This window comes from Streptomyces sp. NPDC094147 (assembly GCF_044764265.1).
GTDB lineage: Bacteria > Actinomycetota > Actinomycetes > Streptomycetales > Streptomycetaceae > Streptomyces.
The window spans coordinates 258,042-284,549 of record NZ_JBIWHT010000004.1; the positions used below are offsets into that span (position 1 = coordinate 258,042).

At 71.8% G+C, this 26,508-nt stretch carries 27 protein-coding genes; 18 read left to right on the forward strand and 9 right to left on the reverse strand.

Going from position 1 to position 26,508, the window contains the following annotated elements; all coding sequences use genetic code 11:
• Window positions 1-207 precede the first annotated feature (207 nt).
• The 3 genes from ACIQ8J_RS10240 (at window position 208) to ACIQ8J_RS10250 (ending at window position 3,452) form a co-directional block, all read left to right on the forward strand.
• Window positions 208-1,275: a PP2C family protein-serine/threonine phosphatase gene (locus tag ACIQ8J_RS10240; protein WP_403266049.1), complete on the forward strand. Its 1,068-nt coding sequence runs from the start codon at window positions 208-210 to the stop codon at window positions 1,273-1,275.
• A gap of 248 nt (window positions 1,276-1,523) precedes the next feature.
• The gene (locus ACIQ8J_RS10245) at window positions 1,524-2,864 is read left to right on the forward strand and encodes a transcriptional regulator (protein WP_403266052.1); all 1,341 of its coding nucleotides are present in this window, start codon (window positions 1,524-1,526) and stop codon (window positions 2,862-2,864) included.
• 51 nt (window positions 2,865-2,915) lie between these two features.
• Window positions 2,916-3,452, forward strand: coding sequence for an NUDIX domain-containing protein (locus ACIQ8J_RS10250; RefSeq protein ID WP_329466143.1), 537 nt, complete (start codon window positions 2,916-2,918; stop codon window positions 3,450-3,452).
• A 19-nt stretch (window positions 3,453-3,471) separates the two neighbouring features.
• Here the strand turns inward: ACIQ8J_RS10250 and ACIQ8J_RS10255 are convergent, their stop codons facing one another.
• Both ACIQ8J_RS10255 and ACIQ8J_RS10260 read right to left on the reverse strand, forming a co-directional pair.
• Window positions 3,472-3,729: a hypothetical protein gene (locus tag ACIQ8J_RS10255; RefSeq protein WP_403266055.1), complete on the reverse strand. Its 258-nt coding sequence runs from the start codon at window positions 3,727-3,729 to the stop codon at window positions 3,472-3,474.
• 190 nt (window positions 3,730-3,919) lie between these two features.
• Window positions 3,920-4,780 carry a 3-hydroxybutyryl-CoA dehydrogenase gene (locus tag ACIQ8J_RS10260; protein ID WP_399051219.1) on the reverse strand — a complete coding sequence of 287 codons (861 nt, stop codon included), beginning with the start codon at window positions 4,778-4,780 and terminating at the stop codon, window positions 3,920-3,922.
• A 164-nt stretch (window positions 4,781-4,944) separates the two neighbouring features.
• Between ACIQ8J_RS10260 and ACIQ8J_RS10265 the strand changes: the two genes are divergently transcribed.
• On the forward strand, window positions 4,945-6,207 hold the full coding sequence (locus ACIQ8J_RS10265; protein WP_403266058.1) for a glycoside hydrolase family 10 protein: 1,263 nt from the start codon (window positions 4,945-4,947) through the stop codon (window positions 6,205-6,207).
• Between the two features lie 39 nt (window positions 6,208-6,246).
• On the opposite strand, the gene ACIQ8J_RS10270 is transcribed toward ACIQ8J_RS10265, so the two are convergent.
• Both ACIQ8J_RS10270 and ACIQ8J_RS10275 read right to left on the reverse strand, forming a co-directional pair.
• Window positions 6,247-6,441, reverse strand: coding sequence for a DUF1918 domain-containing protein (locus tag ACIQ8J_RS10270; RefSeq protein WP_403266061.1), 195 nt, complete (start codon window positions 6,439-6,441; stop codon window positions 6,247-6,249).
• A gap of 38 nt (window positions 6,442-6,479) precedes the next feature.
• The gene (locus ACIQ8J_RS10275; protein WP_403266063.1) at window positions 6,480-7,400 is read right to left on the reverse strand and encodes a DMT family transporter; all 921 of its coding nucleotides are present in this window, start codon (window positions 7,398-7,400) and stop codon (window positions 6,480-6,482) included.
• On the opposite strand from ACIQ8J_RS10275, the gene ACIQ8J_RS10280 reads away from it, so the two are divergent.
• Window positions 7,399-8,835 (forward strand): PLP-dependent aminotransferase family protein, encoded by a 1,437-nt coding sequence (locus tag ACIQ8J_RS10280; RefSeq protein WP_403266065.1) that lies wholly within the window; start codon window positions 7,399-7,401, stop codon window positions 8,833-8,835. The genes ACIQ8J_RS10275 and ACIQ8J_RS10280 overlap by 2 nt on opposite strands.
• A gap of 158 nt (window positions 8,836-8,993) precedes the next feature.
• Window positions 8,994-9,425, forward strand: coding sequence for a GNAT family N-acetyltransferase (locus tag ACIQ8J_RS10285; protein ID WP_403266068.1), 432 nt, complete (start codon window positions 8,994-8,996; stop codon window positions 9,423-9,425).
• 28 nt (window positions 9,426-9,453) lie between these two features.
• Here ACIQ8J_RS10285 and ACIQ8J_RS10290 read toward each other — a convergent pair whose 3' ends face one another.
• The gene (locus tag ACIQ8J_RS10290; RefSeq protein ID WP_403266070.1) at window positions 9,454-10,011 is read right to left on the reverse strand and encodes a sugar O-acetyltransferase; all 558 of its coding nucleotides are present in this window, start codon (window positions 10,009-10,011) and stop codon (window positions 9,454-9,456) included.
• A gap of 51 nt (window positions 10,012-10,062) precedes the next feature.
• A complete protein-coding gene (locus tag ACIQ8J_RS10295) occupies window positions 10,063-10,893 on the reverse strand; it encodes an SDR family NAD(P)-dependent oxidoreductase (protein WP_403266073.1) in 831 nt (276 codons plus the stop codon).
• A 243-nt stretch (window positions 10,894-11,136) separates the two neighbouring features.
• Here ACIQ8J_RS10295 and ACIQ8J_RS10300 point away from each other — a divergent pair, with 243 nt between their 5' ends.
• From ACIQ8J_RS10300 to ACIQ8J_RS10330, 7 genes are all read left to right on the forward strand, one after another.
• Complete coding sequence (locus ACIQ8J_RS10300; protein ID WP_403266076.1) at window positions 11,137-11,502, forward strand: YciI family protein; 366 nt, start codon at window positions 11,137-11,139, stop codon at window positions 11,500-11,502.
• Complete coding sequence (locus tag ACIQ8J_RS10305) at window positions 11,502-12,743, forward strand: RNA polymerase sigma factor (RefSeq protein ID WP_403266079.1); 1,242 nt, start codon at window positions 11,502-11,504, stop codon at window positions 12,741-12,743. Before ACIQ8J_RS10300 ends, ACIQ8J_RS10305 begins: the two co-directional genes overlap by 1 nt.
• A gap of 85 nt (window positions 12,744-12,828) precedes the next feature.
• Entirely contained in the window at window positions 12,829-13,860 is a 1,032-nt protein-coding gene (gene argC, locus ACIQ8J_RS10310) for an N-acetyl-gamma-glutamyl-phosphate reductase (RefSeq protein ID WP_403266081.1), read from the forward strand.
• Entirely contained in the window at window positions 13,857-15,014 is a 1,158-nt protein-coding gene (argJ, locus tag ACIQ8J_RS10315) for a bifunctional glutamate N-acetyltransferase/amino-acid acetyltransferase ArgJ (RefSeq protein WP_403266084.1), read from the forward strand. Before argC ends, argJ begins: the two co-directional genes overlap by 4 nt.
• Window positions 15,011-15,913, forward strand: a complete 903-nt coding sequence (argB, locus tag ACIQ8J_RS10320) for an acetylglutamate kinase (protein WP_403266087.1) — start codon at window positions 15,011-15,013, stop codon at window positions 15,911-15,913. Before argJ ends, argB begins: the two co-directional genes overlap by 4 nt.
• Before the next feature lie 35 nt (window positions 15,914-15,948).
• Window positions 15,949-17,106 (forward strand): acetylornithine transaminase, encoded by a 1,158-nt coding sequence (locus ACIQ8J_RS10325; RefSeq protein ID WP_403266603.1) that lies wholly within the window; start codon window positions 15,949-15,951, stop codon window positions 17,104-17,106.
• A gap of 7 nt (window positions 17,107-17,113) precedes the next feature.
• A complete protein-coding gene (locus tag ACIQ8J_RS10330) occupies window positions 17,114-17,656 on the forward strand; it encodes an arginine repressor (RefSeq protein ID WP_403266090.1) in 543 nt (180 codons plus the stop codon).
• Between the two features lie 49 nt (window positions 17,657-17,705).
• Here the strand turns inward: ACIQ8J_RS10330 and ACIQ8J_RS10335 are convergent, their stop codons facing one another.
• Window positions 17,706-18,395, reverse strand: coding sequence for a L,D-transpeptidase (locus ACIQ8J_RS10335; RefSeq protein WP_403266092.1), 690 nt, complete (start codon window positions 18,393-18,395; stop codon window positions 17,706-17,708).
• A gap of 93 nt (window positions 18,396-18,488) precedes the next feature.
• The gene (locus ACIQ8J_RS10340) at window positions 18,489-19,076 is read right to left on the reverse strand and encodes a pyridoxamine 5'-phosphate oxidase family protein (protein ID WP_403266094.1); all 588 of its coding nucleotides are present in this window, start codon (window positions 19,074-19,076) and stop codon (window positions 18,489-18,491) included.
• 163 nt (window positions 19,077-19,239) lie between these two features.
• On the opposite strand from ACIQ8J_RS10340, the gene ACIQ8J_RS10345 reads away from it, so the two are divergent.
• The 4 genes from ACIQ8J_RS10345 to ACIQ8J_RS10360 all read left to right on the forward strand — a co-directional run bounded on the left by ACIQ8J_RS10345 (window position 19,240) and on the right by ACIQ8J_RS10360 (window position 24,121).
• The gene (locus ACIQ8J_RS10345) at window positions 19,240-20,436 is read left to right on the forward strand and encodes an argininosuccinate synthase (RefSeq protein ID WP_403266097.1); all 1,197 of its coding nucleotides are present in this window, start codon (window positions 19,240-19,242) and stop codon (window positions 20,434-20,436) included.
• 104 nt (window positions 20,437-20,540) lie between these two features.
• Window positions 20,541-21,968, forward strand: a complete 1,428-nt coding sequence (argH, locus tag ACIQ8J_RS10350) for an argininosuccinate lyase (RefSeq protein ID WP_403266100.1) — start codon at window positions 20,541-20,543, stop codon at window positions 21,966-21,968.
• 69 nt (window positions 21,969-22,037) lie between these two features.
• A complete protein-coding gene (locus ACIQ8J_RS10355; protein WP_403266102.1) occupies window positions 22,038-22,589 on the forward strand; it encodes a TetR/AcrR family transcriptional regulator in 552 nt (183 codons plus the stop codon).
• Entirely contained in the window at window positions 22,586-24,121 is a 1,536-nt protein-coding gene (locus ACIQ8J_RS10360) for an MFS transporter (RefSeq protein WP_403266105.1), read from the forward strand. The genes ACIQ8J_RS10355 and ACIQ8J_RS10360 overlap by 4 nt, the downstream gene beginning before the upstream one ends.
• Before the next feature lie 215 nt (window positions 24,122-24,336).
• Here ACIQ8J_RS10360 and ACIQ8J_RS10365 read toward each other — a convergent pair whose 3' ends face one another.
• Window positions 24,337-24,966 carry a lysophospholipid acyltransferase family protein gene (locus ACIQ8J_RS10365; RefSeq protein ID WP_403266606.1) on the reverse strand — a complete coding sequence of 210 codons (630 nt, stop codon included), beginning with the start codon at window positions 24,964-24,966 and terminating at the stop codon, window positions 24,337-24,339.
• A gap of 311 nt (window positions 24,967-25,277) precedes the next feature.
• Between ACIQ8J_RS10365 and ACIQ8J_RS10370 the strand changes: the two genes are divergently transcribed.
• On the forward strand, window positions 25,278-26,435 hold the full coding sequence (locus tag ACIQ8J_RS10370) for a glycerophosphodiester phosphodiesterase (protein WP_403266108.1): 1,158 nt from the start codon (window positions 25,278-25,280) through the stop codon (window positions 26,433-26,435).
• The last annotated feature ends 73 nt before the right edge of the window (window positions 26,436-26,508 follow it).

A 26,508-nucleotide genomic window follows, 5' to 3' on the forward strand; every position in this document is an offset into this window, starting at 1 on the left:
CCTCGGCAGGATCCGCCGGCAGGGGCGCACCGGGACTCCCGGTGCGCCCCTGCCGTGTGTCCGGAACGAGCCGAGGCCTCTCACTCGTTCGGGTGGAAGTCCGGTCGAACCGCGCAAGACAGTACGGACGATCGACAGAATCAATCCGGCCGTGCGGGCCGGCCCCGGCCATGACCCACCGGCACACTCCCGAGGGGGGCCTACGGCATGATCCGTACACCGGGATGGACCTGGGCCTGTGCCGCCGCACTCCGCTCCCGGCGGGCCCTCGCCCTCGTCCTCCCGGCCGGCTGGCTCGTCCTGGTGGTCGTCTGGGAGCTGACCTGTCCGCTGGCCGGCGACGACGGCATGGGCCTGCGGATCACCACCTGCCTCGCCTTTCTGGTAGCCGTGCTCTGGCTCGCCAACGCGGTACGGAGCGCGGCGGCCGCGGAGTTGCGGCGGATCCGGCAGATCGCCGAGATCACCCAGCGGGTGCTGCTGAGGCCGCCGCCCCCACGGCTCGACGGGATCGTGCTCGCCGCCGGGCAGCTCTCCGCGAGCCGCGGGGCCTCGGTCGGGGGCGACCTGTACGAGGTGATGTCCACCCCGTACGGAGTGCGTGTCGTGATGGGCGATGTGCGCGGCCACGGACTCGGGGCGATCGGCGCGGTCGCCGCCGTCCTCGGCAGCTTCCGCGAGGCCGCCCACGACGAGCCCCAACTCGCGGGTGTTCTACGGCGGTTGGACCGGACGCTGGCCCGGCATCTGCGGGAGCGCTGCCGCGGCGAGCACCCGTCGGCGGGCGGCGGCGAGCCGGAGAGCCCGCTCGCCGAGGAGTTCGTCACCGTACTGCTCCTGGAGATCGGTCCCAGCGGCGATGTGCACGCCCTCAACTGCGGTCATCCCTGGCCCCATCGGCTCAGCCGCGGCGCCGAACCCCTCACGCCCGGCGACCCGCTGCCGCCGCTCGGGCTCTTTCCGCTCCCGGCCGAACTGCCCCTGCTGCGCTGCACCCGGCTGCTGCCCGGCGAGGCGCTCTGTCTGCACACCGACGGCGCCGAGGACGCCCGGGACGCCGCCGGGCGCTTCTTCGCGCTGCGCGAGGCGCTCGCCACCGCGGCCCGCCCCTCGCCGGTGTCGCCCCGGCGGGTGGTGGACGAGGTGCAGCGCGCGCTGCTGCGTCACACCGGTGGACGGCTCTCGGACGATGTGGCCCTCCTGGTCCTGCGCAACGACCGGGTCCGCGTGCCCGTCCAGTCAACGGGCGGCGAGGCGGCCCGGGTCGGCCACTGATGTGGGGCGCCGTCGCCCTGCCGGGAGTGCCGGGCAGCGTGGACAGGGCGGACGGCGCCGGGTGCGGGCCGCCGCACTGTACGAGGGGGAGCCGGCGGCCCGGCCGCCTCAAGAAGAGGCGGTTCCGAGTCAATCGACTGGGGGCGCTCCCGGGCAGAGAGCGCGGCGCATAAATGCGGGTACTCGGTTCACACCCCGTGTGAACCGGGCTCCATTACGCTGGCCGAACCGAGCCAACGGAGGGCCTCATGCAGCCCAATACCCTGCTCGACGCGCTGGTGGACGAGGCGGGAATCTCGCACGCCGGGCTCGCGGCCCGGGTGAACCAGGCGGGCCGGGCCAGAGGCCTCGTACTCAGATACGAACACACCGCGGTGGCCCGGTGGTTGAAGGGCCAGCGGCCGCGCGGCCAGGTGCCCGACCTCATCTGTGAGGTGCTCGCCGGCCGGCTGCGCCGCCGGGTCACCCTCGACGACGTGGGCCTCGGGGTGCCGGGGGAGCCGGTCCCCGCGCACGGCTCGCCGCTCGCCGGCTTCGTGGAGCGGGCCACCGCCCTGTGGCGCTCGGACGAACAGCAGCGCACGCACATACTCGACGCCCCGGCCGTCACCGGCACCCCGGCCGTCATGCCCGTGTGGGAGTGGGAGAACCCGCCGGAGGACACCGACGTGTCCCGCAACGGCCAGACCGCGGTGGGCGAGTCCGACATCGAGATGCTGCGGGCGGCGCGCGAGCACTACGAGCTGATGTACCGCAAGGCGGGCGGCATCGCGACCCGCTCCCGCATCGTCGGCTTCCTCAACGCGGAGACCGCCCCCCTGCTGCGCGGGGGCTACACGGACGCCACCGGACGCCAACTCCACCGCGCCACCGGGGGGTTGGTGGCCATCGCGGGCATCTGCGCGTACGACTCCAACGCCCAGGGGCTCGCCCAGCGCTACTTCCACCAGGCGCTGCGGCTGGCAAAGGCCAGCGGGGACAGGGGACTTGGGGCGTACGTCATCGCGCTGCTCGTCAACCAGTCGCTGTTCATGCGGGACCACCGCCAGGCGGTCGCCTTCGCGGAGGCGGCCCTGCGGGCGGCGGGCAGCCGGCTGAGCCCGGCGCTGGCGGCCGATCTGCACGCCATGCAGGCCAAGGCGTACGCGCATCTGGGGGACGGGCAGAGCGCGCTGTCCTCGATCAGGAGCGCCGAGTCGGCGGCCGGGCGGATCAGGCCGGGCCAGGAACCGGCCGAGACCGGCTACGTCCAGCCGGGCCTGGTCAACGTCCAGGTGGCGGAGGCGCTGCTCAGCCTCGGCGATCTGACGGCCGCGCGCGAACAGGCGGCGCTGGCGGCCGACGAGCCCTCCCACGACAGGGGCAGGGTGCACCGCCTTGCGATGCTCGCGCAGATCGAGCTGCGACAGGGCGACGCGGACCGGGCCGTGGCCACCGCGGTCGAAATGGCGGAGCGGGCCCGGGGGATGGAGTCGCAGCGATTGCGTGACCGGCTGCGCCTGGTGCGCGAGCACCTGGTCGAGAGCGGTTGCGCCGGCGCCGAGGAAGCCGCCGAGCTGATCGACGGGGCGCTTCGCGTTCCCCTCTGACCATCAGCCTGCTGCGATATTGCCATCTACTTGTCGGAAGGTGGCAGAAACGTGCAGTGGACGAACCTGAGCGAACAAACTGTGTATGAAAATCGCTGGTTTCGGGTCAACCTCGCGGACGTGGAGCTCCCGGACGGGCGGCACCTGGACCACTTCCTGATCCGGCTGCGGCCGGTGGCCGTGGCAACCGTCGTCAACGAGGCCAACGAGGTGCTGCTGCTCTGGCGGCACCGCTTCATCACCGACAGCTGGGGCTGGGAGCTGGCCGCCGGAGTGGTCGAGGACGGCGAGGACATCGAAGCCGCCGCCGCCCGCGAAATGGAGGAGGAGACGGGCTGGCGGCCGGGGCCGCTCAAGCCCCTGCTCACCGTCGAGCCCGCCAACGGGCTCATCGACGCCCGGCACCATCTGTTCTGGTCCGAGTCGGCCGAGTACATCGGCCACCCCGAGGACGACTTCGAGTCGTCCCGACGCGAGTGGATACCGCTCAAGCTGGTGCCCGACATGGTCGCCCGGGGGGAGGTCCCGGCCGCCAACATGGCGGCCGGCCTCCTGCTCCTGCACCATCTGCGGCTCGCCGACGGCTGACCGCCGAAGAGCGCCGACGCTAGTGCCCGAGGGCCTGCCACACGGCGAGCGAGAGTGCGCCGACGGCGCTCAGCACGGTGACGGCGGGGAGCGGCCACCTCAGGTGTTCGAGGGCCGCCACCCGTACCACGAGATCGGTCAGTTCATGCTCCGTCTGCTCGCCCCGCTGGGCGAGCAGCGCGTGCTGCCCGTCCATGCGGGTCAGGCCGACGTCCAAGCAGCGGCGTAACTCCGCGAGTTCGTCGACGGTCGTCGGATGTCCCGGGTCGGTGGACACGGCGTGACTCCTTAGTCCTGCTCCGGACGTGCCATTGATGTGTTGGCTTCGAGTCAACTAGCCGTGTTCCAGGGACGGGAGAGTGTGCGATGGGCATATGCGGGCTCGTTCCGCACACCCGGTGTGCGCGGAACGAGCCCGGCCCAGGCCTTTCGGGCGTACAGCCGCGGAGCAGGCGTACGCCGCTTACTCAGGCGTACGAGTAGAAACCGGACCCGGTCTTGCGGCCGAGGCGGCCCGCGTCCACCATGCGCTGGAGCAGCGGGGGAGCGGCGTACAGCGGCTCCTTGAACTCGTCGTACATCGAGTCCGCGACCGAGGCGACCGTGTCCAGGCCGATGAGGTCGGAGAGCTTCAGCGGGCCCATCGGGTGGGCGCAGCCCAGCTCCATGCCGTTGTCGATGTCCTCGCGGCTCGCGATGCCCGACTCGAACATCCGGATCGCCGAGAGCAGATACGGGATGAGCAGCGCGTTGACCACGAAGCCCGAGCGGTCCTGGGCGCGGATCGCGTGCTTGCCGAGCACCTTCTCGACCAGGGCCTGGGCCCGGCTGATGGTGCCCTCGGAGGTGGTGAGCGCGGGAATCAGCTCGACCAGCTTCTGCACCGGGGCCGGGTTGAAGAAGTGGATGCCGATGACCTGGTCGGGGCGCGAGGTCGCGACCGCGAGCTTCACCAGCGGGATGGAGGAGGTGTTGGATGCCAAGATCGCGTCCGGGCGGGTCACCACCTGGTCGAGGATCTGGAAGATCTCCGTCTTGACCTGCTCGTTCTCCACGACGGCCTCGATCACGAGATCGCGGTCGGCGAACTCGCCGAGGTCGGTGGTGAAGCTCAGCCGGCCGAGCGTCGCGTCGCGCTCCTCCTCGGTGATCTTGCCGCGTTCGGCGGCCTTCGAGAGGGAGTTGTGGAGCCGGGTACGGCCGATCTCCAGGGCCTCGCCGGTGGTCTCGGCGACCATGACGTCCAGGCCGCTGCGGGCGCACACCTCCGCGATGCCCGCGCCCATCTGGCCACAGCCCACAATTCCGACGCGTTCGATGTCGGTCACATCGTGCCTTTCGCTCTACTGCGGTCCCCGGCGGGTCCCCCGTGTGATTCCGGCGCCCGCCTTCGGCCCTTGACGTTACTCCGGACGCGCGAGTGCATGAGGGGCCGGGGCGGGCATGCCGTCCGGTACACCTGGGACATCCGACCGGAGCGAGGGGTGTGAACGTGGGACGAATCACTCGGCGGGGCTTTGTGGCGGGCACGGCGGGAGCGCTGAGCGGGCTGATCACAGCCGGCGGGGCGCTCGCCGCGGACCGGGACGAAAGCCTTGAACAGGCTGTACGGGATGTGGCCCGGAGGAGGGGACCGGAGCGGGAGTTCCGGGGCGTGTGGCTGGCGACGACCGCCAACCGGGACTGGCCCTCCGAGCCGGGCCTCGATGCCACCGCCCAGCGCGCCGAACTCCTCGCCCATCTCGACAGGGCGGTCGAGCGGCGGCTCAACGCGGTGGTCCTCCAGGTCCGCCCGACCGCCGACGCGCTCTGGCCGTCCCCGTACGAGCCCTGGTCCGAGTGGCTCACCGGCGTGCAGGGCGAGGACCCCGGCTGGGACCCGCTGGGCACCGCCGTCGTCGCCGCGCACCGGCGCGGCCTCGAACTGCACGCCTGGTTCAACCCGTACCGGGTCGCCAACCACACCGATCCGACGCGGCTGGTCCCGACGCACCCCGCGCGCCGCCACCCCGACTGGGTCGTCCCGTACGGCGGGAAGCTCTACTACAACCCGGGCCTGCCCGAGGTCCGCCGCTTCGTCCAGGACGCCATGCTGGACGCGGTACGCCGCTACGACATCGACGGCGTGCACTGGGACGACTACTTCTACCCCTATCCGGTGGCGGGCCAGAGCTTCGACGACGACGAGGCCTTCGAACGGTACGGTGCCGGCTTCCCGGACCGCGACGCGTGGCGGCGCCACAACATCGACCGGCTGGTGAGCGAGACCGCCGCCCGGATCAAGGAGATCAACGGCCGGGTGCGGTTCGGGATCAGCCCGTTCGGGGTGTGGCGCAACGCGGCGAGCGACGATCGCGGCTCCGCGACCCGGGCCGGTGCGCAGACCTACGACGATCTGTACGCCGACACGCGCAAGTGGGTGCGCGAGGGCCTGCTCGACTACATCTGCCCGCAGCTCTACTGGAACATCGGATTCGACGCGGCCGACTACGCCGTTCTGGTGCCCTGGTGGGACGCGGTCGCCCGGGGCACCGGCGTCGACCTGTACATCGGGGAGGCGCTGTACAAGGCCGGAGACCCGGAGCAGCCCGAGGCCTGGCAGGACCCGGCGGAGCTGTCCCGTCATCTGACCCTGGCGCACCGGTACTCCTCGGTGCGCGGCCACTGCTTCTTCGCCGCGAAGGAGGTCACCCAGGACAGCGCCGGAGCCATGGCCCGCGTCGTCGCCGACCACTACGCGGCCCGGGGCCACTGAGGGGCCCGGGGTCACTGAGGGGCCCGGGGCCGTACGCCGCTACGCGTCCTCGGCGATGTGGCGCACCACCGTGTCCGGGCCCGGTGACATCAGGGTTTCGTGCCCGTCCTCGAACCGCACGCGGAACGGGGGGCTGCCGTCGGGGCCCAGCACTTCGATGACCTCGGCCTGCCGGTCGTGCTGGCCGACGGTCCTGCCGTGTACAAGGATTCGGTCGCCCACGCTTGCTCGCATGCGGCCAGTCTAGGACGGTGCGCGGAAGTCGCCACCGCTCAGGATCTGGCCCGCTGGGTCACCGCGATGCACACCAGGACCCCGACGGCCGCGAGCGGGGCGGCCGGGGACAGGCGCTCGCCGAGCAGCAGCACCGACCAGACGAGGGTGAGCAGCGGCTGGGCCAATTGGAGCTGGCTGGCCTTCGGCACGCCGATCGCCGCGAGGCCGCGGTACCAGACGTAGAGGCCGAAGAAGTTGGAGCCCGCGGCCACCCAGAGCAGCCCGGTCACTCCGTGCGCGGTGAGCCGCCAGGGCTCGTACGCGAGCGCCATCGCGGCCCCGGCCAGGGCGAGCGGCAGACACAGCACCAGCGCCCAGCCGACCACCTGCCAGCCCGGCATGACCGCGGCCAGCCTGCCGCCCTCGACGTAGGCGGCGGCGCAGACGAGCAGTGCGGCGAACAGGTACACATCGCTGGTGGACAGGGCGCCGCCGCTCTGCTGCACCGTGAACACCGCCACCACCGCGGCCCCGGCCAGCGCGGCCAGCCAGAACGCCCGCGACGGCCGCCGCCGGGTGCGCACCGCGCCCAGCGCCGCGGTGGCCAGCGGCAGCAGCCCGATCACCACGGCGGCGTGCGAGGTCGTGGAGGTCTGCAACGCGATCGTCGTGAGCAGCGGGAACCCGACCAGTGAGCCGCCCGCGACCACCGCGAGGCCGGGCCAGTGCGCCCGGTCGGGGAACGGCACCCGCCGGCCGAGCAGCAGCGCACCGGCGATCAGTGCGGACAGCGCGATCCGGAGCGACACCAGCGACCAGGGCCCGAAGCTCTCCAGGCCCCAGGCGGTGGCGGGGAAGGTGAGCGAGAAGGAGACCACGCCGAGTGCGGCGAGCACCGTCCCGCGCGGCAGGGCCGGACTGCCGCCGCTGCTGACCGCTATCGACGTAAGGGGAGTAGCGCTATCCTGTGCTGTCATGCATGAGCGTAGCAGTGTGGCCGAATTGGCAGAATCCCTGCGGGCCGAGCTCGGCCGCTACTCGGTGGGCGGAAAGCTGCCGTCGAGCCGGGTCCTGGTCGAGCGCTACCGGGTCTCCCCGGTGACGGTCTCGCGCGCGCTCGCCCGGCTCGTCGCCGAGGGCCTGGTCGTCACCCGCCCCGGCGCGGGCGCCTACCGCGCGGAGCCGCGCACGGTCACCGCGCGACCCGGTGACACCTCCTGGCAGGAGGTCGCGCTCAGCGCCGACGGCGCCACCGATCCGGCGCCGCGCGCGGTCGACGCGGGTGGAGTCCTGGTCAGCCTCACCATGCCGCCGACCGGTGTCATCGACTTCAGCGGCGGCTACCTCGACCCCGGGCTGCGGCCCGAGCAGGCCATGGCCGCGGCCCTCGCACGGGCCGGTCGCCGCCCCGGCGCCTGGGGCCGACCGCCCGTCGACGGGCTCACCGAGCTGCGCGAGTGGTTCGCCCGCGAGATCGGCGGCACCGTCACCGCCGCCGATGTGCTGATCACCGCTGGCGGCCAGACCGCGCTGACCACCACCCTGCGCGCGCTCGCCGCGCCCGGCGCACCCGTCCTGGTCGAATCACCCACCTATCCCGGCATGCTGGCCATCGCCCGCGCGGCGGGCCTGCGCCCCGTGCCGGTGCCGGTCGACCGCGACGGGGTGCGCCCCGAACTCCTCTCCCGGGCCTTCCGGGCCACCGGCGCCCGCGTCTTCATCTGCCAGCCCCTCTTCCAGAACCCGACCGGTGCCCTCCTCGCCCCGGACCGCGGCCGCGAAGTGGTCCGCATCGCCCACTCCTTCGGCGCGTTCGTCGTGGAGGACGACTTCGGCCGCAGACTCGTCCACGAGGACGCACCCCCGCTGCCCGCCCCGCTCGCCGCCGACGACCCCGACGGCGTCGTCGTGCACGTCTCCTCCCTCACCAAGGCGACCTCGCCGAGCCTGCGGGTCGGCGCGCTCGCCGCCCGCGGGCCCGTACGGGAACGGCTGCGCGCCATCCAGGTCGTCGACTCGTTCTTCGTCCCGCGCCCCCTTCAGGAGACCGCCCTCGAACTCGTCGGCTCCCCGGCCTGGAGCCGCCATCTGCGTGCCGTCTCCGCCGAGTTGACGGCACGCCGGGACACCCTGGCCGCCGCTGTCCTGCACCACCTCCCCGAACTCGCCCTGCCCCACGTCCCGTCCGGCGGCTACCACCTCTGGTTCCGCCTGCCCGACGGCGCCCCCGAGCCCGCCTTCCTCTCCGCCGCCCTGCGCGCGGGCGTCGCCGTCACCCCCGGCCGCCCCTACTTCAGCGCCGAACCCCCCGCCGCCCACATCCGCCTCAGCTTCGCGGGCGTGACGGGCCGCACGGAGATCACCGAGGGGGTACGCAGGCTGCGCACGGCACTGGATGAAGTGCTGGGCTAGGGGCGGGATATGCGGGACATGTGGGATAGAGGGCGCATCGGAACTCGGTGCCGTCGAGCAGTTCCGGTGGGGCAGCGGTGGTCCGTCGCGGCTGGATTCATGAGGACAGCGTGGCATCCGCCACTGACAATCGGATCGCCGCCTGCGAGGCTCCCGGTATGAGCGATGTGATCTTCCGTGAGTACGTGATCTCCAGCGACCCCGCGCGCCTCGACCCGGCCCGGGTCCACCACTGGCTCTCCACCGACGCCTACTGGGCGCTCGGCCGCAGTCGTGCGAAGCAGGATGCCGCCATCGCCGGATCCCTCAACTTCGGGGCGTACGACCGGACTTCGGGCGAGCAGCTCGCCTATGCGCGGATCGTCACCGACCACGCCACCTTCGCCTGGCTCTGCGATGTGTACGTCGACCCCGCCGCCCGCGGCAAGGGGCTCGGCACCGCGTTGGTGAGCGCCGTCCGGGACCAGCTGGAGCCGGACGGGCTGCGCCGGATCCTGCTCGCCACGGCGGACGCCCACGGCGTCTACGAGAAGATCGGATTCCGCGCGCTGGAAACGACGGACAAGTGGATGGCGCTGGGCGTGCAGTAGCCCCGTGCCACCCGCTTCCCTCTCCGGCTCAGGGCAGTGCGCGGACGACCCGGGCCGGATTGCCGACGGCCAGAACGTTCGGTGGCAGGTCCCTCGTGACGACGGCGCCCGCGCCCACCACCGTGTTGGCGCCGATCGTCACGCCGGGGCAGACGATCACCCCGCCGCCCAGCCACACGTTGTCCCCGATGGTGACGGGCTCGGCCTTCTCCCAGCCCGCCCGTCGCCGCTCGGCGTCCAACTCGTGGGTGGGCGTGAGGAGTTGGACGTTCGGGCCGATCTGAACATCGGCGCCGACCGTGATCCGGCCGGTGTCGAGGAAGACCCCGCCGAAGTTCACGAACGTACCGGCGCCGATGCTGATGTTGTAGCCGAAGTCGCACTGGAACGGTGCTCTGATGCGTACGGATGCGTCCACCGAACCCAGGAGTTCCGCCAGGATCTTGTGCCGGTCGGCGGGCGGTGCCGCAGCGGCCGCGTTGTAGGCGGCGCACAGCTCGATGCGGCGCTCGGTGTCGTCGCGGAGTTCGGGGTCGTCGGGGACGTACCACTCGCCGGCCAGCATCAGCCGCTTGTTCTCACCCACGGGTGTCCTCCCAGCTCGGTTGCCCGGAACCGTACGACATCCGCCGGTCGGTCAGTCGGCGAAGATCCCGCCCGTCACGTTCACGAAGGTGGCCGTGATGGCTCCGGCCCGGTCCGACGCGAGGAAGGCCGCGGTCTCGGCGATCTCCGAGAGCTTGGGGCTGCGGCGCAGCATGCGCATGGCGGCGAGTTGGCCGAGGAGCGCCTCGAACCCGGCCTCGTCCAGCTGGAGTTGGTCGTTGACGGCGTTCAGCTTCTCGCGGGAGAGGGTTTCGGGCAGGCCCGCGGTCCAGATCCCCACCACTCGTACGCCGCGCGGCCCCATCTCCATCGCGAGGTTGCGGACGAGCACGTCGAGCGTGGCGTCCGCCGGACCCGTGCCGCCCATCATCGGGCTGCCGGCCCGGCCCGAGCCGCTGTTCAGCGCCAGGATGACGCCGGAGCCCTGCTCTGCCATGTGCCGGGCCGCCGTCCTGGCCGTGATGAAGCCGGAGGTGATGCCGTTCGTGATGGGGCGCAGGAAGTCCGCCGTGGGCAGGTCGGTGAGCGCGACGCCCTGCACGTCGCCCCGCCCGATCAGATTGAACGAGACGTCGAGGCTGCCCGCCCGCCCGACCACCTGCCGGGCGTGCTCCTCGACCGCCTTCTCGTCGAGCGCGTCCACGACCGCCACCTCGGCCCGGCCGCCCGCCGCGGTGATCTCCGAGGCGACCCGGTCGAGGCTCTGCCGCGTCCGGCCGGTCAGGAAGACCCGGGCGCCGTCGCGGGCGAAGGTTCGCGCGACGGCCGAACCGATCGAGCCCCCGGCCCCGTAGATCACGGCGTTCCGGCCCGCGAGGGGCCCGGTCGCGGCCGTCTGCCCGGCGCTGCTGTCCGTCGTCATGTGCGTCTCCCGACTCGGTGGTCCTACGGCTCGGTACCTGTCCGTACGGCTCGTACGGCCCCGTACTGCTCGTGCAGACCGCGCCCGCGCCGGAAAGTCATCGGATCCGTGGCAGAAAGCCGGTCCGGGCGCAGAAAAATATCGCCGCGCGGCCGCGTCCCGTGTCGATTCGGCGCGCGCCCGTTCGTATAGGGAGTGAAGGCCGCCCCGACGGGGCGCCACCGTCCGAGGAGACGAACAGCGATGACGAACTCGAAGCACTATCTGCTCAGCGTGCTCCAGCCCGCCGACGGGACCCCGCCCGCGCCTCAGGAGATGGCGCGCATCGTGGCGAACCTGGAGGTGTTCCACCAGGAGCTGAAGGACGCCGGGGCCTGGGTGTTCGCCGGGGGGCTCGCCGCCCCGAGCACGGCCACCGTGCTCCGCGCGAAGAACGGCGACGTGCTCACCACCGACGGCCCCTACATCGAGAGCAAGGAGTACCTCGGCGGGCTGTGCATCGTGAAGGCGCCCGATCTCGACGCCGCGCTGGAATGGGGCCGCCGGGCCCACCGCGCGACGACGCTCCCCATCGAGGTGCGGCCCTTCCACGGCCAAGCCGAGGACTGATGGGCGAGCCCCTGGGGGAGGCCGCGATCGAGGCCGTCTTCCGCGCGGAGTACGGCCGCGCGGTGGCCGTACTGGTCCGCGCCCTCGGCGACATCGACCTCGCCGAGGAGGCCGTGCAGGACGCGTTCGCGACGGCGGTGGCCCGGTGGCCCGAGGACGGGCCGCCGCCGAGCCCGGCCGGCTGGATCATCACCACCGCCCGCCGCCGGGCCGTCGACCGCCTGCGCAGGGAGGCGACCCGAGCGGAGCGGCAGGCCGAGGCCGCCCGGCGGGCCCAGTCGTACGCCGCCGACGACCCCGCCGAGGAGGGCCCCGTGCGCGACGACCGGCTCCGGCTGATCTTCACCTGCTGCCACCCCTCACTCGCCCCGACCGCCCAAGTCGCCCTGACCCTGCGGCTGTTGGGCGGGCTCACCACCGCGGAGATCGCCCGCGCGTTCCTGGTGCCCGAGCCGACGATGGCCCAGCGCCTGGTGCGGGCCAAGGGCAAGATCCGCGACGCCCGCATCCCGTACCGCGTCCCGCACGAGGCGGACCTCCCGGACCGGCTCAGCGCGGTGCTCGCCGTCGTCTGCCTGATCTTCAACGAGGGGTACGCGGCGAGCTCGGGCGAGCGCCTCGTACGGGACGACCTCTGCGCGGAGGCCCTGCGCCTGGGCCGGCTCCTGGCGGAGCTCATGCCGGACGAGCCCGAGGCCCTCGGTCTGCTCGCGCTGATGCTGCTCACCGAGTCGCGCCGGGCCGCCCGCGCGACCCCGGACGGCCGGCTCGTGCTCCTCGCGGACCAGGACCGCACCCGCTGGAACCACGAACTCATCGCGCAGGGACAGGAGTTGGTGCGCCGCTGCCTGCGCCGCAACCGGCCGGGCCCGTACCAGATCCTGGCCGCGATCAACGCCGTGCACAGCGACGCCCCGACGGCGGCGGCGACGGACTGGCACCAGATCCGGCGGCTGTACGACCAGTTGCTCGCCCTCGCTCCGACGCCGGTGGTGGCCCTGAACCGGGCCGTCGCGGTGGCCGAGACCGAGGGCCCGGCCGAGGCCCTCGCCCTGGTCGACGCGCTCGACCTGGACCCGTACCACCTCTTCCACGCCACCCGGGCGGACCTGCTGCGCCGCCTGGGCCGGAGCGAGGAGGCGTCCCGGGCGTACGAGCGGGCGCTCGACCGGACGCGGAACGCGGCCGAGCGGGCCTTCCTGGAGCGGAGGCTGGGGGAGCTGGGCGGCGACGGGAGCTGACATCGGCCGGGGTCCGCACCGCAAACCTTTGCATAAAACTGCATTGCTGCGTATAGTCATGCCATCACCGAGGAGGATGGATTCGATGGCGGCGGTACGTGCGGCAGTAGCGGGGGCCAGTGGGTATGCGGGCGGGGAGCTGCTGCGCCTGCTGCTCGGGCATCCCGGGGTCGAGATCGGGGCGCTGACCGCGAACTCCAACGCCGGGCAGCCGCTCGGCACGCTTCAGCCGCATCTCGTGCCGCTGGCCGGGCGCATCCTGGAGCCGACCACCGCCGAGGTGCTTGCCGGGCACGACGTCGTCTTCCTGGCGCTGCCGCACGGGCAGTCCGCGGCGGTCGCCGAGCAACTCGGCGACGACGTCCTCGTGGTCGACATGGGGGCCGACTTCCGGTTGCGCGACCGGGCCGACTGGGAGAAGTTCTACGGTTCGGCGCATGCCGGGTCGTGGCCGTACGGACTGCCCGAACTGCCGGGCGGGCGCGCCGCGTTGGAGTCGGCCCGGCGCATCGCCGTCCCCGGCTGCTACCCGACCGCCGTCTCCCTCGCGCTCTTCCCCGCGTACCAGAGCGGACTCGTGGAGCCCGATGCCGTGATCGTCGCCGCCACCGGTACCTCCGGCGCGGGCAAGGCCCTCAAGCCGCACCTGCTCGGCAGCGAGGTCATGGGCTCCATGTCGCCGTACGGAGTCGGCGGCGGGCACCGGCACACCCCCGAGATGATCCAGAACCTCGGCGCCGTGGCGGGCGAGGCCGTCACCGTCTCCTTCACGCCCACCCTCGCGCCCATGTCCCGCGGCATCCTCGCCACCTGTTCCGCGAAGGCGAAGCGCGGCGTCACCGCCGAGAGCGTACGGGCCGCGTACCAGAAGGCCTTCGCGGACGAGCCGTTCGTGCACCTGCTCCCCGAGGGGCAGTGGCCCGCCACCGCCTCCGTGTACGGGTCCAACTCCGTTCAGGTGCAGGTGACGTACGACGAGAGCGCGGGGCGCGTCATCGCCATCAGCGCCATCGACAACCTCACGAAGGGCACCGCCGGCGGCGCGGTGCAGAGCATGAACATCGCCCTGGGACTCGACGAGTCGACGGGCCTTACGACGATCGGAGTTGCGCCGTGAGCGTGACGGCAGCCAAGGGGTTCACGGCGGCGGGCATCGCCGCCGGGATCAAGCAGAACGGCAACCCGGACCTGGCCCTCGTGGTCAACACCGGGCCCCGCCGCGCCGCCGCGGGCGTCTTCACCTCCAACCGCGTCAAGGCGGCCCCGGTCCTGTGGTCCGAGCAGGTGCTCAAGGGCGGCGCGGTCGGCGCGGTCGTCCTCAACTCCGGTGGCGCCAACGCCTGTACGGGCCCCAAGGGCTTCCAGGACACCCACGCCACCGCCGAGAAGGTCGCCGAGGTGCTCGAAGGGCACAGCGCGGGCGAGGTGGCCGTCGCGTCCACCGGGCTCATCGGCGTGCTGCTCCCGATGGACAAGCTGCTCCCCGGCATCGAGCAGGCGGCCGCCGAACTCTCCCCGCACGGCGGCGTGAAGGCCGCCATCGCCATCAAGACCACCGACACCGTGCACAAGACGAGCGTGGTCACCAGGGACGGCTGGACGGTCGGCGGCATGGCCAAGGGTGCGGGCATGCTCGCCCCCGGGCTCGCCACCATGCTCGTGGTGCTCACCACCGACGCCGACCTGGACGCGGCCACCCTCGACAAGGCGCTGCGCGACGCGACCCGCACCACCTTCGACCGGGTCGACTCCGACGGCTGCATGTCCACCAACGACACGGTCCTGCTGCTCGCGTCGGGCGCCTCCCAAGTCACCCCGGAATACGCCGAGTTCGCCGAGGCCGTACGGACCGTCTGCGACGATCTGGCCCGCCAGCTCATCGGCGACGCGGAGGGCGCGTCGAAGGACATCCGCATCGAGGTGATCAACGCCGCCGACGAGGACGACGCCGTCGAGGTCGGGCGGTCCATCGCCCGCAACAACCTCCTCAAGTGCGCCATCCACGGCGAGGACCCCAACTGGGGCCGGGTGCTCTCCGCCATCGGCACCACCAAGGCCGCCTTCGACCCCGACCGGTTGAACGTCGCCATCAACGGCGTCTGGGTCTGCAAGAACGGCTCCGTCGGCGAGGACCGCGACCTGGTCGACATGCGCTACCGCGAGGTCAGGATCACCGCCGACCTCGCCGCCGGCGCCTGCGAGCCCGTCGTCATCTGGGCCAACGACCTCACCGCCGACTACGTCCACGAGAACAGCGCGTACAGCTCATGAGCACTCGCAAGCACACCGCACTGCCCAAGGCGCAGATCCTCATCGAGGCGCTGCCCTGGCTGACCCGCCACCACGGCAAGACCGTGGTCATCAAATTCGGCGGCAACGCCATGATCGACGAGGAGCTGAAGGCCGCCTTCGCCCAGGACGTGGTGTTCCTGCGCCAGTCCGGCCTCAAGCCCGTCGTCGTGCACGGCGGCGGACCGCAGATCAGCGCCCAGCTCGACAAGCAGGGCCTGGTCAGCGAGTTCAAGGCGGGCCTCAGGGTCACCACGCCCGAGGCCATGGACGTGGTCCGCATGGTGCTCGCCGGGCAGGTGCAGCGCGAACTGGTCGGGCTGCTCAACCAGCACGGTCCGCTCGCCGTCGGCATGACCGGCGAGGACGCCCACACCATCACCGCCACCCAGCACCGCCCCGAGATCGACGGCGAACTGGTCGACATCGGCCGGGTCGGCCAGATCACCGCGATCGACCCGGGCGCCATCCAGGCGCTCCTGGACGACGGCCGGATCCCGGTCATCTCCTCGATCGCCCGCTCCCAGGACGACGGACATGTCTACAACGTCAATGCTGATACGGCGGCTGCGGCACTTGCGGCTGCGCTGGGCGCCGAGACCCTGATGGTCCTCACCGACGTCGAGGGCCTGTACGAGGACTGGCCCAACAGCGACGACGTGATCAGCAAACTGACGGCCTCTCAGCTGGAGAAGCTGCTGCCCGAACTCTCCAGCGGCATGGTCCCCAAGATGGAGGGCTGCCTGTTCGCCGTGCGCAACGGGGTCAACACCGCGCGCGTCATCGACGGACGGGTGCAGCACTCGATCCTGCTGGAGATCTTCACCGACGAAGGCATCGGCACGATGGTCGTGCCCGACGGACAAGGCGGAGCGCGGTGACCAACCAGGAACTCGCAGAGCGCTGGCAGCACGTCATGGCGGACAACTACGGCACCCCGAAGCTGTCGCTGGTGCGCGGCGCGGGCGCCACGGTCTGGGACGCGGACGGCGCCGAGTACGCCGACTTCGTGGGCGGCATCGCGGTCAACGCGCTCGGCCACGCCCACCCCGCCGTCGTGCAGGCCGTCACCCGGCAGATCGCCTCGCTCGGCCACGTCTCGAACCTGTTCGTCGCCGAGCCGCCGGTGGCGCTCGCCGAACGGCTGCTCCAGCTCTTCGGCCGGCCCGGACGCGTCTACTTCTGCAACTCCGGCGCCGAGGCCAACGAAGCCGCCTTCAAGATCGGCCGGCTGACCGGGCGCACCCACATGGTCGCCACCGACGGCGGCTTCCACGGCCGGACGATGGGCGCGCTCGCGCTCACCGGCCAGCCCAAGAAGCAGGAGCCGTTCCGGCCGCTGCCCGGCGACGTCACCCACGTACCGTTCGGGGACGCCGAGGCGCTGCGGGCCGCGGTGACCGAAGAGACCGCGCTGGTGATCATCGAGCCCATTCAGGGCGAGAGCGGCGTCGTCGTCCCGCCGGCCGGCTACCTCAAGGCCGCCCGGGAGATCACCCGCGCGACCGGCACGCTGCTCGTCCTGGACGAGGTGCAGACCGGCATCGGCCGGACCGGCGCCTGGTTCGAGTACCAGCGGCACGAGGGCGTCGACCCCGACATCGTCACGCTCGCCAAGGGCCTCGGCGGCGGTCTGCCGATCGGTGCGACCGTCGCGTTCGGCGCGGCGGCCGACCTCTTCAAGCCCGGGATGCACGGCACCACCTTCGGCGGGAACCCGGTCGCCTGCGCCGCCGGTCTCGCCGTGATCGACACGCTCTCCGCCGACGGAGTGCTCGACCGGGTCAAGCGGATCGGCGAGAAGCTGCGCGGCGGAATCGAGGCGCTGGCCCACCCGCTGGTCTCCCACGTCCGTGGTGCGGGGCTGCTGCTGGGTATCGTGCTCAACGAGCCCCTCGCACCTCAGGTGCAGCAGGCGGCTCAGGACGCCGGCTTCCTGGTCAACGCGCCCGCCCCCGATGTCGTACGGCTCATGCCGCCGCTGATCATCGGTGACGCGGAGGTGGACGCTTTCCTCGGGGCGCTGCCCGGCGTTCTCGAAGCAGCAGGCGGGGACGGACGATCCGGAGAATGAGACGACGATGACCGACGAGGCGCAGGACTCCGAGCCGGGCGGCCCCGCCGTACCGCAGACCCGCACCGCCCGCCACCGCCGGATCGTGGACATCCTCAACCGGCAGCCGGTGCGGTCCCAGAGCCAGCTCGCCAAGCTGCTCGCGGACGACGGGCTGAGCGTCACCCAGGCGACGCTCTCCCGCGACCTCGACGAGCTCGGCGCGGTGAAGATCCGCAACACCGGGGGCGAGCTGATCTACGCGGTGCCCAGCGAGGGCGGCTTCCGCACGCCGAAGGCGCCGCTGGGGGAGTCGGCGAAGGAGGAGCGGATGCGCAGGCTCTCCGCGGAGCTGCTCATCTCCGCCGAGGCCTCCGCCAATCTGGTGGTCCTGCGCACCCCGCCGGGAGCCGCGCAGTTCCTCGCCTCGGCCATCGACCAGGCCGAACTGCACGACATCCTCGGCACGATCGCGGGCGACGACACGCTGATGCTGATCAGCCGCGACCCGTCGGGCGGCCAGGCGCTGGCCGACCATCTGCTGCGCCTCGCCCAGAACGAGTCGCGCTAGCAAGGCAGTTGGGGGTTCCAGTCCCCCAACTGGCCCGCTGCGCACGGATTCAGTAACGAGTGATCGCGGTCGGGCCGCCGGCCGTGCCGATCGCGATGTGCGGGCGCCGCCAGGGTCTCACCCAGGCGAGCACCCGCGCCATCGCCTCGGCGGGCACCGACACGCAACCGGCCGTCGCGCCGCGCCCGTTGACATGCAGGAAGATCCCGGCGCCCCGGCCGCGCACCCGGTGGTGGTAGTTGAAGCCGATGACCAGGGCGTGGGCGTACTGGCTCGCGTACGCCGTCAGATGCTCGGACTCCGTGGCCCGGCAGTCCGCGGGCAGGCCCTCCACCCAGCGGTTGTACGCGCGGGACGCGTTGTCCTGGCACCACCAGGAGCGGTCCGTCGCACGCCGGTAGGGATACCAGGTGCCGGGCGGGGCGGCCGCGACCCCGAAGGCGTACGGGAGCGGGTACAGGCCGGTCGGTGTGGTGTCGGTGCCCTGGGTGCGCCGGTCGCCCTCGGCCAGGCCGTTCGCGCCGAACCTGGCCGGCGCCGAGCCCACCGCCACCCAGCGCCCGCGGCGCCGGTCCCACCAGGTGAGCCGGCCCGTGGTGGCCCCGGCGGCGGGCGCCTCGGCGGTCAGGAGCTGACTGCCGCCACCGGTGCGGGCCATCCGCTCGGGCAGCGGCTCGGTGTGCGCGGGCGCGGTCATCGGGATCAGCAGGGACGCGAGGAGCAGAGCGGCGATACGCATGCTCCGGACCGTATGCGCCGCCGCCCTGCCGGGCCGGTCGACCCGGCCCGGGTTGCTCCGTATGCGGGATCCGGGCCCGGGGCGACCGGGCGGTCAGGCGATGCGGCGGGGGAGCGGGAGCGGCAGCCCCGGCAGTCCGTCGATGCTGGTGGCGACGTGCTCCTTCTTAGCGAAGTACGCGCTCAGGCTCTCGTCGTCCTCGCGCGCGAAGCGCTTGGCGTGCAGGTCGCGGTCCTCGTCGTACGACATGGTGGGCACGGCGTATCCGCAGGTGTCGCGGACGAGCTCGGCGGTGACGACGACGATGGCGCGCAGGCCGTGCGGCGTCGGGTCGATGCCGGTGAAGCGGGCGAGCAGCTCCTCGAAGCGCGGGTCGTCGCGGAAGACGGGCTCGCCCCTGCCGTGCACCCGCACGATGTTCGGCGGCCCCTGGAAGGCGCACCACATCAGGGTGATGCGGCCGTTCTCGCGGAGGTGGGCGATCGTCTCGGCGTTGCTGCCGGCGAAGTCGAGATAGGCCACGGTCTTGTCGTCGAGAACCGCGAAGGAACCGCCCAGGCCCTTGGGGGAGAGGTTGATGGTCCCCTCGCCGTCGAGCGGAGCGGTCGCGGTGAAGAAGATGTGCTGCTCCTCGATGAAGGTCCTGAGTCGTCCGTCTATGCGTTCGTAGGTCTTTCCCATGGCCTGGATTATGCGTCGTGAGGGGCCGGACCGGCAGGCGGATTCCGGGCTCTGGGGCCCGGGTGGGCGGCCCGCGTCCCGGAGCCGCCCCGAGCGCATTGACAAAACATACGGACTATTGCATAGTTATGCCCATCAGTGCATGCGGGGTAAGGAGAATCAAGTGACCGAGCGCGTCGTACTCGCCTACTCGGGCGGTCTGGACACCTCCGTCGCCATCGGCTGGATCGCCGAGGAGACGGGCGCCGAGGTCATCGCTGTCGCCGTGGACGTCGGCCAGGGTGGCGAGGACCTGGACGTCATCCGCAAGCGCGCACTCGCCTGCGGTGCCGTGGAAGCCGAAGTCGCCGACGCGAAGGACGAGTTCGCCGACGAGTACTGCCTCCCGGCGATCAAGGCCAACGCCCTCTACATGGACCGCTACCCGCTGGTCTCGGCCCTCTCGCGGCCGGCCATCGTCAAGCACCTGGTGGCCGCCGCCAAGAAGCACGACGCCTCGATCGTGGCCCACGGCTGCACCGGCAAGGGCAACGACCAGGTCCGCTTCGAGGCCGGCATCTCCGCGCTCGGCCCCGACCTGAAGTGCATCGCCCCGGTGCGTGACTACGCGATGACCCGGGACAAGGCGATCGCCTTCTGCGAGGAGAAGAACCTCCCGATCGCGACCACCAGGAAGTCGCCGTACTCCATCGACCAGAACGTCTTCGGGCGGGCCGTCGAGACCGGCTTCCTGGAGGACATCTGGAACGCGCCGATCGAGGACATCTACGAGTACACCGCGAACCCGGCCACCCCGCGCGAGGCCGACGAGGTCGTCATCTCCTTCAAGGAGGGCGTGCCCGTCGCCATCGACGGCGTGCCCGTCACCGTCCTCCAGGCGGTCCAGCAGCTCAACGAGCGGGCCGGCGCCCAGGGCATCGGCCGGATCGACATGGTCGAGGACCGGCTCGTCGGCATCAAGTCCCGCGAGGTGTACGAGGCGCCGGGCGCGATCGCGCTGATCACCGCCCACCAGGAGCTGGAGAACGTCACCGTCGAGCGCGAACTGGCCCGCTACAAGCGGCAGGTCGAGCAGCGCTGGGGCGAGCTGGTCTACGACGGCCTGTGGTTCTCCCCGCTCAAGCGCGCCCTGGACGGCTTCATCAACGAGGCCAACCAGCACGTCACCGGCGACATCCGGATGACCCTGCACGGCGGCCGGGCCGTCGTGACCGGCCGGAAGTCCAAGGAGTCGCTGTACGACTTCAACCTGGCGACCTACGACTCGGGCGACACCTTCGACCAGTCCAAGGCGCAGGGCTTCATCGAGATCTTCGGCCTGTCCTCGAAGATCGCCGCACAGCGTCAATTGCGGGCATAGCCCGACGGGACCTCGCGCAACAACGACTCGTTATACGTGTCGCCTCCCCGTTCCTCCGCGGCGGGGAGGCGACCGCACATCCACAGGCTTGAGGAGCAATAGCTGTGAGCAGCAACAACGGTGACGTCCGGCTCTGGGGCGGCCGCTTCGCCGACGGGCCCGCCGAGGCGCTGGCGAAGCTGTCCGCGTCGGTCCACTTCGACTGGCGGCTCGCGCCGTACGACATCGCGGGCTCCCGCGCCCACGCCCGCGTGCTCCACAAGGCGGGGCTGCTCACGGCCGACGAGCTCCAGCGGATGATCGCGGGCCTGGACCGGCTCGAAGGGGACGTCGCCGACGGCTCCTTCGTGGGCACCATCGCCGACGAGGACGTGCACACCGCCCTGGAGCGGGGCCTCCTTGAGCGCCTCGGCCCCGACCTCGGCGGCAAGCTGCGGGCCGGCCGGTCCCGCAACGACCAGGTGGCCACGCTCTTCCGGATGTACCTGCGCGACCACGCCCGGATCATCGGCGGCCTGATCGCCGAGCTCCAGGACGCGCTGGTCGGTCTCGCCGAGGCGCACGCGGACGTCGCCATGCCGGGCCGCACGCACCTCCAGCACGCCCAGCCGGTCCTCTTCGCCCACCATGTGCTGGCCCACGTCCAGTCCCTGTCCCGGGACGCCGAGCGCCTGCGCCAGTGGGACGAGCGGACCGCCGTGTCGCCGTACGGTTCCGGCGCGCTCGCGGGCTCCTCGCTCGGGCTCGACCCGGAGGCGGTCGCCGCCGACCTGGGCTTCGAGCGCGGCTCGGCCGGCAACTCCATCGACGGCACCGCCTCGCGGGACTTCGTCGCCGAGTTCGCCTTCATCACCGCGATGATCGGCGTGAACCTGTCGCGGATCGCCGAGGAGGTCATCATCTGGAACACGAAGGAGTTCTCCTTCGTGACCCTGCACGACGCCTTCTCCACCGGTTCGTCGATCATGCCGCAGAAGAAGAACCCGGACATCGCGGAGCTGGCGCGCGGCAAGTCCGGGCGCCTGATCGGCAACCTGACGGGCCTGCTCGCGACCCTGAAGGCGCTGCCGCTCGCGTACAACCGGGACCTCCAGGAGGACAAGGAGCCCGTCTTCGACTCCTGCGACCAGCTGGAGGTCCTGCTGCCCGCCTTCACCGGCATGATGGCCACGCTCACCGTCAACCGGGAGCGGATGGAGGAGCTCGCCCCGGCAGGGTTCTCGCTCGCCACCGACATCGCCGAGTGGCTGGTCAAGCAGGGCGTGCCGTTCCGGGTCGCGCACGAGGTCGCGGGGGAGTGCGTCAAGGAGTGCGAGGCGCACGGCATCGAGCTGGACCAGCTCACCGACGAGCAGTTCGCGAAGATCTCCGAGCACCTGACGCCGGAGGTCCGTACGGTCCTCGACGTTGCGGGCGCGCTCGCCTCCCGTGACGGCCGTGGCGGCACCGCCCCCTCAGCGGTGGCCGTCCAACTGGCGGAAATCAAGGCCGACTTGACGGTCCAGCACGCCTGGGCGACCGCCAAGAAGTAGCCGCCCCGGCTCCCGGCGCCCCATAGCCATGGTGAGACATTTGTGTCTCACCATGGCTATGGTTGTCTCATGACCGTGGACCGAGACCAGGTGCTCCGCACCGCAGCCGCCCTGCTCACCCGCAAAGCCACCGCCACCATGGACGAGGTCGCCCGCGCCGCCGGGATCGGCCGGGCCACCCTGCACCGGCACTTCGCCGGGCGGGAAGCCCTGGTCCGGGCGCTGGAGGAACTCGGCATCCGGGAACTGGAGGCGGCCCTGGACGCGGCCCGCCTCGACGAGGGGAACTCCTGCGACGCGCTGCGGCGCCTGGTCGCCGAGGTCGAGCCCGTCGCCGGCCTGCTCGCCTTCCTCGTCACCGAGAACCAGCTCTTCGAGGGCGAGCAGATGAACGAGGGCTGGGCCCGCCTCGACGCCCGCGTCTCCGCGCTCTTCCGGCGCGGCCAGGAACAGGGCGAGTTCCGCATCGACCTCACCCCCGCCTGGCTCACCGAGGCCCTGTACGGGCTGATCGGTGCGGGCGCCTGGTCCGTGCAGGACGGCCGGGTAGCCGCCAAGGACTTCCAGTACATGATCGCCGAGTTGCTGCTCGGCGGCGTACGGCGGAGCGTGGAGAAGTGACCGCAACGGAACCCAGGGCGCACCATGCCGCCGAACGCGCGGGCCGGTGGCTCGCGCTCGCGGTGCTGGTGCTCGCCGTGCTGCTCGTCGCCGTCGATGCGACGGTGCTCGGCCTCGCCACCCCGTTCCTCAGCGAAGACCTCAAGCCGTCCGCCACCCAGCTGCTGTGGATCGGTGACGTCTATTCGTTCGTCATCGCCGGTCTGCTGGTCTCGATGGGCAGCCTCGGCGACCGCATCGGACGCAAGAAGCTGCTGCTCATGGGCGCCGTGGCGTTCGGCGCGGTGTCCGTGCTCAACGCGTACGCCACCAGCCCGGAGATGATGATCCTGGCGCGGGCGCTGCTCGGCGTCGCGGGCGCCACCCTGATGCCGTCCACCCTCGCGCTGATCCGCAACATCTTCCACGACCCGAAGGAACGCAGCCTCGCCGTCGGCATCTGGGGCGCCGCCGCCTCCGCCGGCGCGGCGGTCGGGCCGGTCGTCGGCGGGTTCCTCCTGGAGAACTTCTGGTGGGGCTCGGTCTTCCTCATCAACCTGCCCGTGATGGCCGTCCTGGTCCTCGTCGGCATCAAGCTGCTGCCCGAGTCGCGCGACCCGAACCCCGGGCCCTGGGACCTGCCCAGCGTCGTGCTCTCCCTCATCGGCGTGGTCGCCGTCGTGTACGCGGTCAAGGAAGCCGCGGTCAACGGGTTCCACTGGTACATCGTGGTGGCGGGGGTGCTCGGCGTCGCGGCGCTGGTCTGGTTCGTACGGCGGCAGCGGACGCTCGCCTCGCCCCTCCTGGACATCCGGCTGTTCCACCACCGGGGTTTCTCCGGAGCGGTACTCGCCGATCTGCTGACCATCCTCGGCCTGTCGGGTCTGGTGTTCTTCCTCTCCCAGTTCCTCCAACTGGTCCAGGGCCGCTCGCCGTTGGAGGCCGGACTGATCGAACTGCCCGCCGCGGTCGGCGCGGTGGGCGCCGGGCTGGCGGCCGGCACGATCGCCCGCCGGGCCTCCGTGCGCGCCGCGGTCTCCGGGGGGCTCGCGGCCGTCGCTCTGGCCCTCGCCGCCTGTGTGGCGCTCGGTGCGGACACCCGGATCGTGTCGCTCGGCATCGCCCTGTTCGTCGGCGGCCTCGGCGCGGGCCTCGCCTTCACGGTGACCAGCGACGTCATCCTCTCCAGCGTCCCCAAGGAGCAGGCGGGAGCGGCGTCGGCGGTCTCCGAGACCGCGTACGAACTCGGCGCCGCCCTCGGCATCGCGCTGCTCGGCTCGGTGGTGACCGGCATCTACCGGGGCTTCCACGCCCCGGCCGAGGTGCCCGCGGACGTCGCGGCCGCGGCACACGACTCGCTCGGCGGCGCCGTCGAAGCCGCGGCGAAACTTCCGCCCGACCAGGCGCAGGCCATGCTGTCCGCCGCCAGGGACGCGTTCACCAGCGGCTTCCAGACGGCGGCCGGGGTCGGCTCGGTGGTCCTGTTCGCGACGGCGGCCGCGGCCTGGTTCCTCCTGCGCGGCCAGAAGCTGGCGGACGGCGTGGAACACTGATCCCCCGACTCCCTTGACGCGACCTGCCGGGGGCGCGGGCAAGCGAAAGGGCCGTACCCCGGAACACCGGGGTACGGCCCAACTGGCTTGATGCCACGGGGACTTGCTGCGGTCCTGCCGGGGGCGCGGGGCTGTGACATCGTGCGGCTCCGCCGCGTGGGCGCGACCAGCCACGCACGGCCCGCGGCCGAAAGCCCCCGCCCCCGGCGGAGCGCTTACGCCGCCTTGGCCTTCGTGGCGTACATGTCCACGTACTCCTGCCCGGACAGCCGCATGACCTCGGCCATCACCGAGTCCGTCACGGCCCGCAGCACATAGCGGTCGCGGTCCATGCCCTCGTAGCGGGAGAACTCCATCGGCTCGCCGAAGCGGACCGTCACCTTGCCGGGGCGCGGCATGCCCGCGCCGCCCGGCTGGAGCTTGTCGGTGCCGATCATCGCGAACGGCACCACCGGCGCGCCCGTCATCAGGGTGAGCCGCGCGACGCCGGTGCGGCCCCGGTACAGGCGGCCGTCGGGGGAGCGGGTGCCCTCCGGGTAGATGCCGAACATCTGGCCGTCCTCCAGGACGCGGCGGCCGGTCATCAGCGCGGCCACACCGCCGTTGGCGCCGTCCCGGTCGACCGGGATCATGCCGACCCCGGTGAAGAACCAGGCCATCAGGCGGCCCTTGAAACCCTTGCCGGTGACGTACTCGTCCTTGCCGATGAAGGAGACCTGCCGGTCGCACACGATGGGCAGCACGATCGAGTCGATGAACGTCACGTGGTTGCCGGCGAGGATGACTGGACCGGTTCCCGGGATGTTCTCGGCGCCTTCCACCTGTGGGCGGAACATCAGGCGCATGATCGGTCCGAGCACTGCCTTGATGAGCGCGAAGCGGGACAACGGGCCCTCCGGAGTCGTCTGGGGTGGGGGTTGGATGTCTGTGCAGGTGAGGACGATACTCGCGGGTCACCGCTGATCGCACATCGGGTTCACGAAGTGGATACGCACTGTTGACATGCGTTTCCGCCGGGTTCCGCCCTCCTTCGCTCCCGCGTACCCGAGAAGCACCCCGCTCTTCAGCCCGGTCCGCCTACGCTCGTCCTCTCGCTTTGACAGGTGCGGGACATGCAGGAAACAGCAGTGGGACCCATGACGAACGAGGAGTGTTCATGACTGATGGTGAGCGGATGAGCCCCGGACGGCGCACCGTGCTGGGCGCGGCGGGCGCGGCCGTGCTGGGCACGGCGGCCACCGGGCTCGCGGGCGCACCGGCTTCGGCCGCGCAGCGCGGCGGGGGCCGGGGCGGCTACCGTGACCTGCCCGTTCCGTACGTCATAGGACACCGCGGCACCGCCGGGTACCGCCCCGAGCACACGCTCGGCTCCTACCAGCACGCCCTCGACCTCGGCGCCCACGTCATCGAGCAGGACCTGGTGCCGACCAAGGACGGGCACCTGGTGTGCCGCCACGAGAACGACATCTCGGCCACCACGGACGTCTCGGCCCACCCCGAGTTCGCGGCGCGCAAGACGACCAAGACCGTCGACGGGACCGCCGTCACCGGCTGGTTCACCGAGGACTTCACGCTCGCCGAACTCAAGACGCTGCGGGCCAAGGAGCGCATCCCGGGCAACCGGCAGCACAACACCCTGTACGACGGCCGCTGGGAGGTGCCCACCTTCGAGGAGGTGCTGCGCTGGGCGGAGGAGCAGGGCCGCCGCCTGGGCCGCCGCATCTGGCTGCACTCCGAGACCAAGCACCCCACCTACTTCCGGAGCATCGGGCTGCCCCTGGAGGACCGGCTCGCGGGGCTGCTCCGCCGCTACGGGCGCCACCGCGCCGACTCCCCGCAGTTCCTCGAATCGTTCGAGCCCAGCAGCATCCAGCGCCTGTCCGAGCTGGTCGGCACGCCCTCGGTGGTGCTGCTCTCCAACGCGGGCACCAAGCCCTGGGACTTCGTGGTCAGCGGCGACCCGCGCACCGTCGACGACCTGGTCGGGCCCGCGGGCCTGAAGTGGATCGCCTCGTACGCCCAGGGCATCGGCCCCACCCTCGACCTGATCATCCCGAAGGACGCGGCGGGCAGGCTGACCCGGCCGACCACGCTGGTGCGCGACGCCCACCGGCAGGGCCTGATCCTGCACCCGTACACGATGCGCAACGAGAACACCTTCCTGCCCGCCGACTTCCGGCGCGGCACCGACCCCAACGCCTACGGGGACGCCTTCGGGGCCTTCAAGACGTACTTCGCGACCGGCATCGACGCGGTGTTCTCCGACAACGCGGACACCGCGCTGCTCGCCGCGGCCGACTTCCGCAGGCGCTGACGGCCGCACGCTGACGGCCAGTTGGTTCCGCCCGCGTGGTTTGGCCCACGTACGAGTGAGAAGTGCCCGCCGT